Below are 16,515 nucleotides of genomic sequence, written 5' to 3'. Positions count from 1 at the left end.
TCTTCTCGATTCATGACTATCCTGTACTGGCTGCGCAACGACCTGCGCATGCACGACAACGAAGTGCTGGCCGCCCTGCCGCCCGGCGCCACGGCCCTACTGCCGGTGTACTGCTTCGACCCCGTGGCCCTGGGGCCCGATGCCTACCTGGGCCTGCCGCGCACCGGCCCGCACCGCCTGGCCTTCCTGCTCGAAGCCCTGGCCGACTTGCAGCGGCGCTACGCCGCGCTGGGCTCTGGCATTCACTTCGCGGTGGGCCGCCCCGAGGACGTGCTGCCCGCCCTGGCCCGGCAGCTGGGCGCGCAGGCCGTGCACGCCAGCACCGAGCATACCACTGAGGAAGAGGAGGCCGAAGATGCCCTTACCGCCGCGCTGGGGCCCCAAATTCCGCTGCGCCGCTTCGAAACCCTGACGCTGCTGCACCCCGCCGACCTGCCCATTCCCGTGCGCAACCTGCCCTTTTCCTTCAGCAAGTTTCGGTTTGATGTTTTTTCGAAGATGACGGTGCGGCCACCGCTACCCGCCCCGCGCCGGCTGCCGCCGCTGCCGGCGGGCTTCGCACCCGCGCCACTGCCCAATGCCGATTTAATTGCCGCTGAACTGGGGCAGCCGTCGCTGGTGCGCGTTCGGCCCGACCGGCGCTCGGCCCTGCCCGCGCTGGGCGGGGGCGAAACCACCGGCCTGGCCCGCCTGCACGATTACGCCATTGAGCGCCACCTCATTGGCCGTTACGACGACACCCGCAACCAGCTGCTGGGCGAGGCCTTCAGCACTAAGCTTTCGCCCTGGCTGGCCAACGGGAGCTTGTCGGCCCGGCAGGTGTGGGCGGCCATTGATGGCTACGACGATGCCCACGGGGCCCGTAGCAAGGGGGCCCTGCAATTGCGGCTGGAGCTGCTGTGGCGCGACTATTTCCGCCTGTTGGCCCAGAAAGCCGGGCCGGATTTCTTCCGCTGGCGCGGCCTGCGCGACCAGCTTCCCAAGCCCATTCAGCCCGAAAAAACCGTGTTCGACGCCTGGGCCGCTGGCCGTACCGGCAACGCCTTTGTAGACGCCAACATGCGCGAGCTAAACGCCACCAGCTTCATGAGCAACCGCGGCCGGCAGAACGTGGCCAGCTACCTCATCCACGACCTGCACCAGGACTGGCGCTGGGGCGCGGCCTACTTCGAGCACCAGCTCATCGACCACGACGCGGCCTCGAACTGGGGCAACTGGAAGTACATCGCCGGCACCGGCACCGACGTGCGCGATACCGCCTTCGATGTGGCCCAACAGGCCAAGCGCTACGACCCGCAGGGCCAGTATGTGCGCACCTGGTTGGCGTAAGTCGTTGTTTTTAAGTCTAAAATGTTTTTTGTGTACTCGCGTGGCGCCGTGGGGTGCGGGGCTTGGCCCCGCCCGTCGTTGCACTGAATCGTAGAAACGGTGCAAACGGCGGGCGGGGGCAAGCCCCGCACCCTACTACGGTGTTACCGCATTTTACTTTGCGATGAGCACAGCCGGCCGCCCCGGGGCCCTAAAGCTGCCCGCGCCACACCAGGTACTCGGCGGGCCAGGGCAGCGCCGGGGCCTCGGGCTGGCCGAGCCACAGGCCGTACACAGCCGAGCCCGAACCCGACAAGCTGGCGTAGGCCGCTCCGGCGGCGTAGAGCTGCTGCTTGATGGCGGCCAGCACCGGGTAGGTGGGCGTCAGGGCGGTTTCGAAGTCGTTGGCCACAGTGTGGCGCCAGGTGCCGATGGCCCCCCCCAGAGCTTCGCGCAGCGGGTGGGCGGGCGCGTGCGGCACGATGCGGGCGTAGGCTTCGGCCGTGCTGATGTGCAGGCCGGGGTACACCACGGCGCAGGCGGTACCGGCCAGATCGAGGCTGATGGGTTCGAACACGTCGCCCTTTTCGCGGGCCAGCACGGGCTTGTTCTGAATAAAAAAAGCGCAGTCGGCTCCCAGGCGGCGGGCATAGCCTTCCAGCGCATCCGTTGGTAAGTTCAAACCAAACAGCTCATTAGCCGCCTTCAGGGCAAAAGCTGCATCGGCCGAGCCACCGCCCAGGCCCGCCCCGATGGGTACCACTTTGTGCAGGTGCAGCTGCACGGGCGGCAGCTGCGGGAAATCGGCCTGGAGCAGGGCGTAGGCCCGCACGCACAGGTTCGTTTCCGGGGCCCCGGGGATGGGGCGGCCGCTGAGGCCCAGGCTGGTGGGCTGGCCCGGGGCGGCGGGCAGCAGCTCCAGTGCATCGGTCCAGGGCAGGGGCACAAACACAGTTTCGAGGGTGTGGAAACCATCGGGGCGGCGGGCCGTGACGTACAGGCCCAGGTTGAGCTTGGCGTTGGGGAAGGTGAGCAAGGCGAGTAGTTTTGAAAAAATGAGTAGCGAGCCGGTGGGCGGTGCGGGCTGCCGGCTTTTTCGCCGGCTGCCCGCTAATCGTTGAATCGGTGCAATGGTGCAACGATGCAGTGGCAACCCAAAGCCCTGGGGGCCCCGGGGATTACCGGGCAGCCGGCGAAAAAGCCAGCAGCCCGGGCCGGCGGCCTATTTTTGTTCATGCCCGCGGCCGCCCAAAATTCAGCATTCCCCGCCCAAAGTTTCTACGTGCGCCGCGGCAAGCGCTGGCTCGACGTGGCCGGGGCCCTGGCGCTGCTGCCCCCGGCCCTGCCACTGCTGGCGCTGGGGGCCCTGCTGGCCGCCGCCCAAAACCGGGGCCCCTGGCTGTTTCGGCAGGCGCGGCCGGGGCGGGGCGGGCAGCTCTTCACGCTCTACAAGCTCCAAACCATGACCAGCGCCCGCGATGCCCGCGGCCAGCTGCTGCCCGACGCCCAGCGCCTGCCGCGCCTGGGCCACTGGCTACGAGGCACTTCCCTCGACGAGCTACCCCAGCTTTGGAACATCCTGCGCGGCGACCTGAGCCTGGTGGGGCCCCGGCCGCTGCTGCCGCAGTACCTGCCGCTGTACTCGCCGGCACAGGCGCGGCGGCACCTGGTGCGCCCCGGCCTCACGGGCTGGGCCCAGGTGAACGGGCGCAATGCCCTGGCCTGGGAAGAAAAATTTGCCTTTGATACGTGGTACGTCGACCACCTTTCGCTGGCGCTGGACCTGAAAATCCTGTGGCGCACGGTAGGCCGCGTGCTGGGCAGCGCGGGCGTGGCGGCCCCGGGCCAGGCCACCAACGAGGCTTTTCGGGGCCCAGCGTAGGCGGTATGGGGCCTCGGGCCGACCTTTGCGGCTCACTTGCCCCTCACCCCGCGCCGCCCGTCGCATGACTCAACTGTTCTTTTCGGATTATTACGCCGGGCCCGGCACCGGCCGGCCGCTCGTCATTTTTGGGGCCGGCGGGCTGGGGCGCGAGGTGCTGAGCCTGGTGCAGCAGCTGCCTCCGGGCCCCGACGGGGCCCCCGCCTGGGAGGTACGCGGCTTCTACGACGACGTGGCGCCCGCCGCGCCCACCGTGGCCGGCCTGCCCTACCTGGGCACCAGCGCCGACCTCAACGCCACCGCCGAGCCGCTGGCCGTGGCCGTGGCCGTGGGCAGCAGCGCCGGCCGGGCCGCCGTGGTGGGCCGCCTCACCTCGGCGCAGCTAGCATTTCCGGCGCTGGTGCACCCGGGCGTGGTGCTGGGCCTGGCCCAGCGCATCAGCCTGCGCGAGGGCTGCATCATCCAGCAGGGCTGCATGTTAACCTGCGACATTGCCCTCGACCGCTTCGTGCTGCTCAACCTGGGCTGCACCGTGGGTCACGACGCCGTGCTGGGTGAATTCTGCTCGCTGATGCCGCGCGCCAACGTGGGCGGCGCTGCCCGGCTGGCCCCCGGCGTGTACCTCGGCACTGGGGCCACCGTCATCCAGGGCGTGGCCGTGGGCGAGTACACCACCGTGGGAGCCGGGGCCGTGGTAGTGCGCGACTTGCCACCCCGCACCACGGCCGTGGGCGTGCCGGCCCGGGTAATTAAGTAGTTGATAGTGAATTATTAGCAAATGAACACTAGCGCTATTTGTGCAGCCGTCAGACCGTCATGCTGAGCTTGTCGAAGCATCTCTACCGCTCATTAAGTCAATCGTTCAGCGACGCGGTAGAGATGCTTCGGCTGCGCGGACGTCAGATGAGCATGACGGATGATTTTTAATTTCCAAACCGTTAATTACCAACAGCTTCACGGCTAATTATTAACTAATAACTGTTCACTGGTAACTGTTAACTATTCAATTGCGCAGCCAAGACCACGACCGGATTTTCCTCTCCCCGCCCCACCTCGGCCGCCACGAGCTGAACTACGTGCACAAGGCCATTGAGGACAACTGGGTGGCGCCCGTGGGGCCCAACCTGGTAGGCTTCGAGGCCGATATTTGCGCGGCGGCGGGCGTACCGTTTTGCGTGGCCCTAAACTCGGGCACGGCCGCCCTGCACCTGGGCCTGCTGCTGCTGGGCGTGGGCCCCGGCGACGAAGTGCTGTGTCCCTCGTTCACGTTCGTGGCCACGGCCAACGCCATCCGCTACTGCGGGGCCACGCCGGTATTCGTTGACAGCGAGGCCGCTACCTGGAACATTTGCCCCGTGCGCCTGCGCGAGGCCATCGAGGACCGGCTGCGGCGGGGCCACAAGCCACGGGCCCTGCTGCTGGTGCACCTCTACGGCATGCCGGCCCAGCTGGCGGAAATCGGGGCCCTGGCCGAGGAATTCGACATTCCTATCCTGGAGGACGCGGCCGAGGCCCTGGGCAGCACCTGGCAGCAGCAGCCGCTGGGCAGCTTCGGGCGGGTGGGCGTGTTCTCGTTTAATGGCAATAAGATACTGACCACCAGCGGTGGTGGGGCCCTCGTGACCCACGACCCGACCCTGGCTGCACGCGCCCGCTACCTGGCCACCCAGGCCAAGGACGCGGCCCCCTACTACCAGCACTCGGAGGTGGGCTACAACTACCGGCTGAGCAACATCCTGGCCGGCATCGGCCGCGGCCAGATGGAGCTGCTGGCCGACCGGGTGAAGCGCCGCCGCGAGATTTTCCGGTGGTACCAGGGGCACCTTGCCGCGCTGCCCGGCCTAGCCGTGGCCCCTGCCGCCGAGCCGCCCGGGGCCCTGTCCAACCGCTGGCTCACCACCGTGCTGCTCGCCCCGCCCGACCCAGCTGACGCTGATGCCCCGCCCGCCACGCCCGAAACCCTGCGCCTGGCCCTCGAAACCCGCAACGTCGAGAGCCGCCCGCTCTGGAAGCCTATGCACTTGCAGCCGCTCTTCGCCGAGGCGCCGATGTACGGCGGCGCGGTGTGCGCCGACCTGTTTGCCCGGGGCCTGTGCCTGCCTAGCGGCACCGCCCTGACTGATAGCGACCTGCGCCGCGTGGCCGAGGCCCTGGCGGAGGCTTTGCGCTGAAGGCCGTGCCACGCAGCCTGGCCCCTTTATTGCCTTGGTTCCCCCGCGGGGCCCCGCTCTGCCGTTAAAGGCCCAGCCAATCTTTTTTCATCTATGAATAATTCCCGATTCCTCGCTGTGCTGCTGCTGGCGCTGCCCGTGGCCGCCCGCGCCCAAACCAAGCCCGCCACCAAAACCACTACCGCGGCCAAGCCCGCCACCGAGCAGGTAACCGAAGTAACCGAGGACCTGGACCCGGCCACGGGCAAGGTCATCCGCCGCACCACCCGCACCACCACCCTGCCGGCCGGCACCCCGCTGCCCGGCAGTAGCACCGTGGCCGCCGATGGCCGGGCCGCCGACTCGCAGGTGTCGGATTTCTTCCGCGAAAAAACCACCGTGGGGGCCCTGACGGCCCCCGCCCTGCTCGACGCCTACAGCCGCTTCATCGAGAAAGTGCGCGCCGACCGCCGTGGCTGGAACTCGGCCAGCTGGGCAAACGCCGCCGCCGTGCTCAGCAGCCTCAACGGCCGCTACGAGCAGGTGCGGTCCGACTTCGTACTCGACGACAAGGTGACCATCCGCTCGCAGCAGGCCGAATTTCAGGCCCTGCGCACCGCCCGCCAGATCTCCGACCAGGTATCGGACAAACTGTAGCCGGGGCCCCTAAACCATTAGGGATTAACGGTCATGCTGAGCGCAGCGGAGCGAAGTCGAAGCATCTCTACCGCATAAGCAGCTTACCCAATTAGGTCAGTTACGCGGTAGAAATGCTTCGGCTCCGCTGCGCTCAGCATAACTGTTGTTTTTTGTAGGGCCCCAACCTCGGCCCTAGCCCAGGGCCTGGGACAGGTCGGCGAGCAGATCGCCCGCTTCCTCGATACCCACGCTGAGGCGGATGAGGCCCGGGGTGATGCCCAGGGCCCGGCGGCGCTCGTCGGGAATGTAGCGGTGCGAAGTGGCCAGCGGGTACGAGCACGACGAATCGACGCCGGCCAGCGACGGGGCCAGCGGAAACAGCTGGCTCTTCTGAACAAAAGCATCGACGGCCGCCGCGGTATCGTCGGCCAGCCGGAACGAGAGCATACCGCCGAACTGGCCGCCGCGCAGCTGGGCAGCCGCCAGGGCGTGGCCGGGGTCAAGGGGCAGGCCGGGGTAGAACACCTGCCCCACGGCTGGGTGCCGGGCTAGGAACTGGGCCACGGCCAGAGCATTTTCGGAGTGCTGGCGCATGCGCAGGCGCAAGGTTTTGGTGCCACGCAGGGTCAGCCAGCTTTCCAGCGGGGCCAAGGTGAGGCCCAGGCTGCCGCCCACCTGGCGTAGGCGCTGGGCCACGGCCGGGTCGCGGGCCAGCACCAGGCCGGCAGTTACGTCTGAGTGCCCGCCGAGGTACTTGGTGGCCGAGTGCCACACCATATCGGCCCCCCAGCTGAAGGGCTGGCTGATAGCGGGCGAGGCGAACGTGTTGTCAATCAGTAAGAGCACGCCTTCGGCTTGGCAGGCGGCGGCCAGCCGGGGCCCGTCGAGCACGGTTAGCAGCGGGTTGCTGAGGATTTCGGCCAGCACCAGCTTGGTGTTAGGGCGGGCGTGGCGGGCCAGGTCGTAGAGGTCGGCCAGGGGCACATAGCTGGTTTCAATGCCCAGCCGGCTCAGCTCGTTGGAGAGCAGCACCACCGAGCCGCCGTACAGCTCGGCGGGGCAGAGCACGTGGTCGCCGGCCCGGCAGGTGGCCAGCACGGCGGCCAGCAGCCCGCTCAGGCCCGCGCCGGTGGCCACGCCGGCCAGGGCCCCGCCGGCCACGCCTTCGAGCCGGGCCACGGCGGCCACCAGCTCCTCGGTGTTGGGGTGTTCGGAGCGCGAGTAGCCGTAGCGACCGCCGCGCCCGGGGGCCGTATAGTACTCTTCCAGCTCGGCCAGGGAGGCGAATTTGAAGACCGACGTTTGGTAAATGGGGGTGACTTTGGGGTGGATATTGGTCAGGTTCATGGCAAGGGGCCCGGGGCGGACGAAAAGAATGCGCCAAAGTAACGCCGAATTCCTGGCTCGTTAGGGGCCCTGACGTATCTTTCCTTCCCCATTCTTCCCTCCTCTTTTATGCATTACAAAATTGCGCTGTTGGGCTTGTGCCTGGCCGCCGCGCCGCTATTAGCGCAAGTGGGGCCGGCCCCGGCACACGCTCCGCGCACCGCCGCGGGGGCCCCCGTGGGGCCCTGCGCGGCCACCGACCCCAACTCGCGCATTGGCGGCGAGTTGCAGCAGCTGTACCAGCAGTGGCACACGGGCGGCGCCGCCGCCAGGAAGGGCGGGGCCGGGCAGCTGGCCACCGCGTTCCCCCAACTGCACGTGGCCTCCACCGACGACGCGGTACTGGTGCGCATCACGGCGAAGGATGTGGCCGCACTGCTTCCGGCGCTGCTGGCCCGCGGCTTCGTGGTGGTATCCGACCAAAGCAAGTTTCACTTCATCGAGGGCCGCCTGCCAGTGAGCCAGCTGGCTCCCGGCACGGCCGGCATCAGCGCCCTGGCGGCACAGGGCCTGCTGGGCGTACTGCCCGTTTACCTGCCGGCCGGCCGCGCGGGCAAAGTGCTGAACCAGGCCGATTTCGTGCTGGAGGCAGCCCGCGTACGGGGCACCCGCCCCACCGGCTACGACGGCACGGGCGTGCGCATCGGCGTGTTGAGCGACTCGTACAACGCCCTGAACGGCGCGACGGCGGGCGTAGCCTCCGGCGATTTGCCCGCCAACGTGCAGATACTACAGGAGTATTCGGGCGGCACCGACGAGGGCCGCGCCATGATTGAGCTGATCCACGACATCGCCCCCGGGGCGAGCAAGGCTTTCAGCTCGGTGGAATTTGGCGAGGCCGATTTTGCCACCCAGATTACCCGGCTGGCCAGCCCCACGGGGGGCAACTGCAAAATTCTGGTCGATGACATCGGCTACTTTGCTGAGCCTCTGTACCAGGACGGCGTGATTGCCCAGGCCATCGAAAAGGCCGTGGCCGGCGGGGCAGCCTACTACTCGGCGGCCGGCAACCAGGCCGACGAGGCCTCGGAGTACGTCGCCCCCACGTTCACCAACGCGGCGAAAGGAGCCGATTTGGACTTTGGCCTCTCCACCGGGGGGCCTACCGACACGCGCCAGCCGTTCACGATTCCAGTGTCGGGCAAGTTCACCATCAGCTTGCAGTGGAGCGACCCGTTTTACACCATCGCCGGCGTGAAAACCGACCTCGACGCTTACCTGGTCATTGCCCGCACCGGCGCCACCCTCAAGGGCGACACCGTGGCCACGGCCGCCAACAACAACATCACCAACCAAACGCCCTACGAAATCCTGAGCTTCACCAACGGCGCGGCCAGCATCAACACGGCGTACAACCTGATCATCAACCGCCGGGCGGGCACCGCCACCCCAGCCCGCGTGAAGTACGCCTCGTTCGGCGACACGTTTGTGCCCACCAAATACTGGACGCACAGCAGTACCATCACGGGCCACGCGGCGGCGGCCAGCGCCATGGCCGTGGCTGCGGCGCCGTCGTTCAACCGCCTCGTGGCCGAGTCGTACTCGTCGATTGGCACCCCCACCATCCTCTTCAACCCCGACGGCTCGGCGCTGGGGGCCCCGGCCACGCGCCAAAAACCCGACTTCACGTCGATTGACTATGTGAGCACCACGTTCTTTTCGGGCACGGTGTTTCCCGACCCGGCCGATGGGTTCATTTTCGCCGGTACCTCGGCGGCGGCGCCCAACGCGGCGGCCGTGGCCGCACTGCTGCTGCAAGCGCGCCCCACCAGCACGCCCGCTCAGCTCAACGCCCAGCTCAAGGCCACGGCGCTCGATTTGAATACGCCGGGCTTCGACAATGTAACCGGCGCCGGCCTCATCAACGCCTACGCGGCCGTGTACGGGCCGCCCACCGCGGCCGCGGTGCCCTTCGTGGACGTGTTCGACGGCACGGCCCTGGGGCCCAACTGGAGCGTCACAAGCCGCGGCGCGGCCCGGGTAGCCATCCGCTCGGATTTCTCGCCCGCCTCCAGCCCCGGCCACCTGGTGCTGGATTCGTTTTTCCCGTACTATAGCTTTAACAGCTACACTGGGGCCCGGGTGGCCCAGGCCGACCTGCACCTGAACCTAGCCAACGCCCCAGCCGGCGGCGTGCTGCTAACGTTCCGGCACAAGAAGATCCTGGGCGAAATCGACCAAGTGATGCCCGCCACCTTCAGCGGCAGCAGCGACACCGACGGCGTAGCCCTGAGCGTGGACGGCGGCACCACCTGGTACAGCCTGGCGAGCATCACGGGCACCAACGCCACCATCAACTACCAAACGGTAAGCGTAAACCTGACTCAGTTTGCCGCCGCCAACGGCTTGGCGCTGGGCGCCGACGTGCGCATCCGCTTCCAGCGCACCGGCACCACGCAGGTTGACGCGGCCGCGAGCACCCAACGCGGCGGCCGGGCCTTCGACGATATCGCTGTGACCGGCACCAGCGCCGCCCCGGTGGCCTTGTTCAACGTTTCGGCCGGCGCCGCGGCGGCCGTGTGCCCGGGCACTGCCGTGCAGTTCACCGATGCCTCGCTGCTGGGCCCCACGGCCTGGAGCTGGAGCTTCCCCGGCGGCACGCCCGCCAGCAGCACCGCCCAGAACCCCGTGGTGACCTATGCCCGCGGTGGCACCTACGACGCGACCCTAACTGTGACCAACGCCAACGGCACCGCCACCCGCACGACCACGGGCGCCGTGGTGGTATCGGGCGCCGTGCCCGTGGCCAGCTTCACGGTGAAGCCCTCGCCGGTATGCGCGGGTGGGGCCGTTGCGTTCACCAGCACATCGGGGCCCTGCCCCAGCACCTACGCCTGGAGCTTCCCGGGCGGCACGCCCAGCAGTAGCACCGCCGCCAACCCCGTGGTGACCTACGCCACCGCCGGGGCCTACACCGCCACGCTGGTGGTGGGCAACGGCAACGGCAGCAGCGCCGCCGCCACCGCCACGGTGGTCGTGCAGGGCAGCGGCTTGGCCCTGCCCTACGCCGAGTCCCTGGCCAGCGGCATCCCCGCTACCTGGACGGTGACCAATCCCGACAACGCCCTCACCTGGGGCCCCGCCAACAACGTGGTGCGCAAGGACGGCACCACCGGCACGGTGGCCGCCATCAAATTCTACAACTACTCGGCCCGGGCCCAACGCGATACTCTGCGCACGCCCGCCGTGGATTTACGCGGCCAGGCCAAGCCGTTCCTGCGCTTTGATTTAGCCTACGCCGCGGTATCGGCGGCGCCCGCAGCCAACAACGACTCGCTGGCCGTGGACGTGTACACGGCCTGCACCGCCACGCGCCTCGGCCGCGTGTACTTACAGTCGGCGGCTACGGGCCTGGGCACCACCGCGGTCCAGGCCTCGGCCTTCGCGCCCACCGCCGCCGCCCAGTGGCGCACCGAGAGCGTGGACCTGACGGCCTTCACCGGCCAGCAGGTGTACTTCCGCTTTACGGCTTTCAACGAGTACGGCAACAACCTGTACCTCTCGAATGTGCGGGTGGAAAACTCGGTGGCCACGGCCACCCGGGCCCTGGCCGACTCGCCGGCGCTGCAAGTGTACCCCAACCCCGTGGGCAGTGGCAGCGCCCTGGCCCTCGCCCTGCCCCTGGGCACCGGCACCGCCACCCTGCGCCTCATCGATGCCCTGGGCCGCACTACCTGGTACGGCACGGCCGCACTTAGCCCCGCTGCCGCCGCCCGCCGCACCCTCGACGCCCCCCTGGCCGCCGGCCTCTACACCGTCCTCTGCCAGGCCGCCGATGGCCAGCTCTACTCCCGCCGCGTGGTAGTGGAATAGTAATTAATCTATTCTCAATAGCTTTCAAAAGGCCGGCCGCAACGCCGGCCTTTTTTGGCTTAGCGCAGTTTTGAGTCGGTGTACCCGGTGCTGTAGAACGGCGTGGCACTCCGTTTCCGTGCGAACGCCAAACGAAGTGCCACGCCGTTCTACAATCCTTCCGCATTGGCTGTACACTGACTTGAAAGTTGCTGTAGGGAATTAACTATCAGCAGAATATTGCCTAAATATTAGATGAAAGTTATTTATTGGACCTATCTTGCCCTGAGATTCTTTCTACAATCTTTCTACCCACTTTACCCGTCTTTATGCGCAGTATCATTACTCTTTTGGGCCTGGGAACCTGCCTGGCCGCTGTGCCGCTGTTCCCGCGCCTGGAGGCCCCGGCCACCGGCCTGACGGCCGAACCCCGCCCGGTGGCCGACCCCAACTCGCGCATCGGCGGCGAGTTGCAGCAGCTGTACCGGCTGTGGAATACCGCCGCCCGCGGCCAGGGCCCCCAGCTGGCCGCCGCCTTCCCCGAGCTGACGCTGGCGGACGGCAACGCGGTGCTGGTGCGCATCACGGCGAAGGATGTGGCCGCACTGCGCCCGGCGCTGCTGGCCCGCGGCTTCGTGGTGGTGTCCGACCAAAGCAAGTTTCACTTCATCGAGGGCCGCCTGCCGGTGGGCCAGCTGGCCCCCGGCACGGCCGGCATCAGCGCCCTGGCGGCGCAGGGCCTGCTGGGCGTGCTACCGGTGTTTGACCCCATCAACAGCGCGGGCAAAGTGCTGAACCAGGCCGATTTCGTGCTGGAAGCGGCCCGCGTGCGGGGTACCCGCCCCACCGGCTATGACGGTACGGGCGTGCGCATCGGCGTATTGAGCGACTCGTACAACGTGCTGGGCGGCGCGGCGGCGGGCGTAGCTTCCGGCGACTTGCCCGCTAACGTGCAGGTAATACAAGACGCCGCCACGGGCACCGACGAGGGCCGCGCCATGATTGAGCTGATCCACGACATCGCCCCCGGGGCGGGCAAGGCCTTCAGCAGCGTCTACTTAGGTGAGGCCAACTTCGCCGACCAGATTTACAAGCTGGCCGACCCCACGCTGGGCAACTGCAAAATCATCGTCGACGACATCAGCTACCTCACCGAGCCGATGTTCCAGGACGGGGTAATTGCCCAGGCCGTGGAGGAAGTGGTGGCAACCCGCGGCTTGGCCTACTACTCGTCGGCCGGCAACTACGCCGACAAGTCGTCGGAGTACGCGGCGCCCACCTTCACCGCCACCACCGGCGGGGCGGCCGATTTGGACTTTGGCCTCTCGACCGGCGTGACGACCGACACGCGCCAGCCGTTCACCATCGCCGCATCGGGCGCGTTCAAGTTGGCCATTCAGTGGAGCGACCCGTTTTACACCGTCGACGGGGTGAAAACCGACCTCGACGCCTACCTCGTGGTGGCTCACGCCGGGGCCCCCATCAAGGGCGACACCGTGGCCCGCGCCGCCACCAATAACCTCGCCAACCAGACGCCCGGCGAAATCATCAGCTACACCAACCCCGCAGCGGCCACCAACACAGCCTTCAACCTGGTGCTGAACCGCCGGGCCGGCACCGCCGACCCCGCCCGCGTGAAGTACATCAGCTACGGCGCCTCGTTCACGCCTACCAAATACTGGACGCGCAGCGGCACCGTCACGGGCCACCACGCCTCCACGAGCAGCATGTCCGTGTCGGCCGCGCCATCGTTCAACCGCCTCGCGCCCGAATCCTTCACCTCGAAGGGCAACCCTACGTACTTGTTTGGGCCCCTGGGCGCGCCCCTGGCGGCCCCGGTAGTGCGCCTCAAGCCCGACTTTACGTCGATTGACTTCGTGAGCACCACGTTCTTTGGCGGCAACGCCACGCCCGACCCAGCCGACGGCTTATTCTTCTCGGGCACGTCGGCGGCGGCGCCCAACGCGGCGGCCGTGGCCGCGCTGCTCTGGCAGGCCCAGCCCACCCTCACCCAGGCCCAGCTCAACGACCGGCTGAAGGCCACGGCCACCGACCTACTGACCCCCGGCTACGATGCCCTGACCGGCGCCGGCCTCATCAACGCCTACGCGGCGGTGTTTGGGCTGCCCCTGGCGGCCACCGCCCCGTTCGTCGAAACCTTCGATAATACCGGCCTTTCCCGCGCCTGGCAAATAGAGGGCCACGGCGCCGGCCGCAGCCTGGTGCGCACCGACTTCGCGCCCGCCTCGGCTCCCGGCCAGCTCGTGCTCGACAACTTCATTCCGACCTTCACCATCGGGGCGGGCACCAGCGAAGCCACGCTGCGCCTCAACCTGAGCGCCGCGCCCGCCCCGAGCTACGTGCTGACGTTCAAGCACAAAAAGATTCTGGGCGAAGTGGATGAAGCCATGCCCGCCACCTTCGCCACCACCAGCCCCACCGATGGCGTGGCCCTGAGCGTGGACGGCGGCGCTAACTGGCTCCGCCTGGCCGACTTGACCGGCGCCAACGCCACGGCTGCCTATAAAACGGTGAGCGTGAACCTGACCCAGTTTGCCACCGCCAACAACCTGACCCTGGGCGCCGACGTGCGCGTGCGCTTCCAGCGCTACGGCGCCAGCCTGCAAGTAGATGCCGCCGTAGCCACCCGCCGCGGGGGCCGCGCCTTCGATGACGTAACCGTGTCGGGTGGCACAGGGGCCCCGGTGGCCTTTTTCACCTCGTCGGCTACCGCCGAGGCCCTGTGCCCCGGCTCCACGGTGCAGTTCACCGATGCTTCGCTGCTGACGCCCACGGCCTGGGACTGGAGCTTCCCCGGCGGCACGCCCGCCACCAGCACCGCCCAGAACCCCGTGGTGACCTACAGCACAGCCGGCACCTACGCCGCCACCCTGAACGTGACCAACGCCACCGGCACGGCCAGCACCACCACAAGCGCGGTGGTGACCGTATCGGCGGCCCTACCGGTAGCTAGCTTCACGGCCCGCCAGGCCCTGATTTGCCCCGGCGGCAAAATCGGCTTCACCAATACCTCCACGCAGTGCGTAGGTAGCATCAGCTGGAGCTTTCCCGGCGGCACACCAGCCACCAGCACCGCCCAAAGCCCCGTGGTGACCTACGCCACAGCCGGCAACTATACCGCCACGCTCACGGCCACCAACACCAACGGCAGCACCACCAAGGATATTCCGGTGCAGGTGCAGAGCACGGCCCTGGCCATTCCTTACGTGGAAACGCTGGCGGCCGGCATTCCCGCCACCTGGGGCGTCATCAACCCCGACAACGACATCACCTGGGCTACGGCTACTAACATCCTGCTCAAGGACGGCACCCGGGGCTCGGCGGCCGACATGAACTTCTACGACTACGGCCCCAAAGTGGGCCAGCGCGACACGCTGCAAACCCCGGCCTTTAACCTGACCCAACCCCGCGCTTTCCTGCGCTTCGACGTGGCCTACGCCGCGGCAGGACCCGTGGCCGCTGACAACAACGATTCGCTGGCCGTGGACGTGTACACAGCCTGCACCAACACCCGCCTAGGCCGCGTGTACCTGAAGTCGGCCGCCAACGGCCTGCCCACCACGCTGTTCCGCCAGGCGGCCTACACCCCCACGGCCACCAGCCAGTGGCGCACCGAGAACATCGACCTGGCCACCTACCTCAACCAGCAAGTGTACCTGCGCTTTGTGGCCTTCAATCAATACGGCAACCACCTGTACCTCTCGAATGTGCAGATAGGTAACACCGTGCTGGCCACCAAGGCCTTAGCCGACTCACCAGCACTACAAGTGTACCCCAACCCGGTGGCTGGCGGCCGCGGCCTCACGCTGGCACTGCCCCTGGGCTCCGGCACCGCCGCCCTGCGCTTGGTTGACGCTCTAGGCCGCACCGCCTGGCAGAGCACCGTGGCCCTAAGCGCCACCGCCGCCACCCGCCGCAGCCTGGACGCCCCCCTGGCTGCCGGCCTCTACACTGTGCTGTGCCAGACGGCCGACGGCCAGTTGTACTCGCGCCGCGTGGTGGTAGAATAGTGCGCTATGACTACTAAGCTGTTAGTGATTGACTCGCAGTTGTTAGTGGTTTTTTAAATCGTTGGCTACCAACTGACAATCAATCTACTTTTGCGCGGCTACTAAAACGGATTACTAAAAAGGGGCCACCCAACTGCGTTGGGTGGCCCCTTTTGGTGGTTAGCTCAGGGCTGCGGGTTACTGATCTTCAGTGGCGGCCAGGCGTTTCATGGCCTCGGCGGCCGCGTTGCTGACGTGGGCCCGAGCCCGGTTTTCGCGAGCAAATACCTGCATCAGCACGATGAAGTACGAGAGCAGCAGGGGCCCTATCACCAGCCCCACAATGCCAAAAATGCCCACGCCCAGCGTGAGGCCCACCAGCGTTACCCAGGGGTGAATATCGCCCATGCCCTTGGCCAGCCAAATACGCAACAGGTTGTCGATGTTGATGATAACGATAGCTCCTACCAGCAAGATACCAATACCCTGCGTGGTTTGGCCCTGCGCAAACTGGTAGAGCGCGGCCGGCCCCCACACCAGCGGCGTGCCCAACACCGGAATAAAGGCCACGAAAAAGGCGATAACCGTCCAGAATAAGGGCTGGGGCACCCCAAACATCCAGAGCGTCGCGCCCGTCAGCAGGCCCTGCACCAGCGCCACCAGGCCCGAGCCCAGCACGTTGGCATTCACGTTATTGCGCAGCGAATTGCTCAGCTCGTCCAAGGTCTTCTCGCGGAAGGGCAGGTAGCGGTGCAGTCCCGCCAAAAAGGCATCCTCCTGCATGAAGAGGTAGTAGAGCGTAAACAGCATCAGGCCCACGATTACGACGACGTTGAGCACGCTGCTGGCCAGCGTCGGAATCCACTGGCTCACGCGGGCTGCCCCCTGCTGCAAAAGCTGGCGCACGTTGTTTTCCTGCGTCACCTGCATGCCCACTTTGCGCTCGATGCGCTGCACCACCAGCAAAATCTGATCAGTGTTCTGGGCCAGGGTCTGGATGCGGTTAATGAGCAGCGAGGTAAGGGCGAAGAACGGAATCACCAGCACTACCACCGCAAACACCAGCAGCAGCACCGTTACGAGGGTGCGGTTCCACTGGCGCTTGTGCACCAAGGCCGTGAACCACGGCCGCAGCACCACGTACAGAATGCCCGCCCCCAGAAACGCCGTCAGGTATTGCAGCAGTCCGAACAGGGCCAGCCAGCCCAGCACCACCAGCGTCACAATAAGCAGAATGAAGCGCTGGCGCGGCGTGTAGATATTAGTTTCCGTGGGATTTAGGGCCATGAGGTGCCGGAAAGTAAATGAAGCCTGGGTTAAATCTACTGGGGCCCCTTACGGAAAAACA

The 16,515-nt window shown here is 67.0% G+C and carries 10 protein-coding genes; 7 read left to right on the top strand and 3 right to left on the bottom strand.

The genetic code is table 11. From position 1 onward, the window contains the following. Positions 1 to 12: 12 nt before the first annotated feature. Complete coding sequence (locus tag DDQ68_RS19865; protein WP_109657858.1) at positions 13 to 1,329, top strand: DASH family cryptochrome; 1,317 nt, start codon at positions 13 to 15, stop codon at positions 1,327 to 1,329. 190 nt (positions 1,330 to 1,519) lie between these two features. Here the strand turns inward: DDQ68_RS19865 and ispE are convergent, their stop codons facing one another. Continuing rightward, positions 1,520 to 2,344, bottom strand: coding sequence for a 4-(cytidine 5'-diphospho)-2-C-methyl-D-erythritol kinase (gene ispE, locus DDQ68_RS19860; protein ID WP_109657857.1), 825 nt, complete (start codon positions 2,342 to 2,344; stop codon positions 1,520 to 1,522). 198 nt (positions 2,345 to 2,542) lie between these two features. Here ispE and DDQ68_RS19855 point away from each other — a divergent pair, with 198 nt between their 5' ends. The 4 genes from DDQ68_RS19855 (at position 2,543) to DDQ68_RS19840 (ending at position 5,997) form a co-directional block, all read left to right on the top strand. Further along, entirely contained in the window at positions 2,543 to 3,190 is a 648-nt protein-coding gene (locus DDQ68_RS19855) for a sugar transferase (protein ID WP_109658528.1), read from the top strand. Positions 3,191 to 3,254: 64 nt separating this feature from the next. After that, positions 3,255 to 3,947, top strand: a complete 693-nt coding sequence (locus DDQ68_RS19850) for a NeuD/PglB/VioB family sugar acetyltransferase (RefSeq protein WP_109657856.1) — start codon at positions 3,255 to 3,257, stop codon at positions 3,945 to 3,947. Positions 3,948 to 4,197: 250 nt separating this feature from the next. Then, positions 4,198 to 5,361, top strand: coding sequence for a DegT/DnrJ/EryC1/StrS family aminotransferase (locus tag DDQ68_RS19845; protein ID WP_109657855.1), 1,164 nt, complete (start codon positions 4,198 to 4,200; stop codon positions 5,359 to 5,361). A 93-nt stretch (positions 5,362 to 5,454) separates the two neighbouring features. Continuing rightward, on the top strand, positions 5,455 to 5,997 hold the full coding sequence (locus DDQ68_RS19840; protein ID WP_109657854.1) for a hypothetical protein: 543 nt from the start codon (positions 5,455 to 5,457) through the stop codon (positions 5,995 to 5,997). Between the two features lie 174 nt (positions 5,998 to 6,171). Here the strand turns inward: DDQ68_RS19840 and DDQ68_RS19835 are convergent, their stop codons facing one another. After that, positions 6,172 to 7,326, bottom strand: coding sequence for a trans-sulfuration enzyme family protein (locus DDQ68_RS19835; protein WP_109657853.1), 1,155 nt, complete (start codon positions 7,324 to 7,326; stop codon positions 6,172 to 6,174). A 108-nt stretch (positions 7,327 to 7,434) separates the two neighbouring features. Here DDQ68_RS19835 and DDQ68_RS19830 point away from each other — a divergent pair, with 108 nt between their 5' ends. Together DDQ68_RS19830 and DDQ68_RS19825 are read left to right on the top strand one after the other, a co-directional pair. After that, positions 7,435 to 11,178, top strand: a complete 3,744-nt coding sequence (locus DDQ68_RS19830) for a PKD domain-containing protein (protein WP_109657852.1) — start codon at positions 7,435 to 7,437, stop codon at positions 11,176 to 11,178. Between the two features lie 308 nt (positions 11,179 to 11,486). Beyond that, entirely contained in the window at positions 11,487 to 15,188 is a 3,702-nt protein-coding gene (locus DDQ68_RS19825) for a PKD domain-containing protein (protein WP_109657851.1), read from the top strand. Positions 15,189 to 15,365: 177 nt separating this feature from the next. Here the strand turns inward: DDQ68_RS19825 and DDQ68_RS19820 are convergent, their stop codons facing one another. Continuing rightward, entirely contained in the window at positions 15,366 to 16,454 is a 1,089-nt protein-coding gene (locus DDQ68_RS19820) for an AI-2E family transporter (protein WP_109657850.1), read from the bottom strand. Positions 16,455 to 16,515: the final 61 nt, after the last annotated feature.

Source organism: Hymenobacter nivis, assembly GCF_003149515.1.
GTDB lineage: Bacteria > Bacteroidota > Bacteroidia > Cytophagales > Hymenobacteraceae > Hymenobacter > Hymenobacter nivis.
The sequence above is the reverse complement of the archived record's forward strand: the minus strand, read 5'-3'. Positions and strand labels throughout refer to the sequence as shown.

Coding starts and splice junctions, on each gene's coding strand:
- DDQ68_RS19865 (WP_109657858.1), top strand. CDS start 13: ATGACTATCCTGTACTGGCTGCGCAACGACCTGCGCATGCACGACAAC.
- DDQ68_RS19855 (WP_109658528.1), top strand. CDS start 2,543: ATGCCCGCGGCCGCCCAAAATTCAGCATTCCCCGCCCAAAGTTTCTAC.
- DDQ68_RS19850 (WP_109657856.1), top strand. CDS start 3,255: ATGACTCAACTGTTCTTTTCGGATTATTACGCCGGGCCCGGCACCGGC.
- DDQ68_RS19840 (WP_109657854.1), top strand. CDS start 5,455: ATGAATAATTCCCGATTCCTCGCTGTGCTGCTGCTGGCGCTGCCCGTG.
- DDQ68_RS19835 (WP_109657853.1), bottom strand. CDS start 7,326: ATGAACCTGACCAATATCCACCCCAAAGTCACCCCCATTTACCAAACG.
- DDQ68_RS19830 (WP_109657852.1), top strand. CDS start 7,435: ATGCATTACAAAATTGCGCTGTTGGGCTTGTGCCTGGCCGCCGCGCCG.
- DDQ68_RS19825 (WP_109657851.1), top strand. CDS start 11,487: ATGCGCAGTATCATTACTCTTTTGGGCCTGGGAACCTGCCTGGCCGCT.
- DDQ68_RS19820 (WP_109657850.1), bottom strand. CDS start 16,454: ATGGCCCTAAATCCCACGGAAACTAATATCTACACGCCGCGCCAGCGC.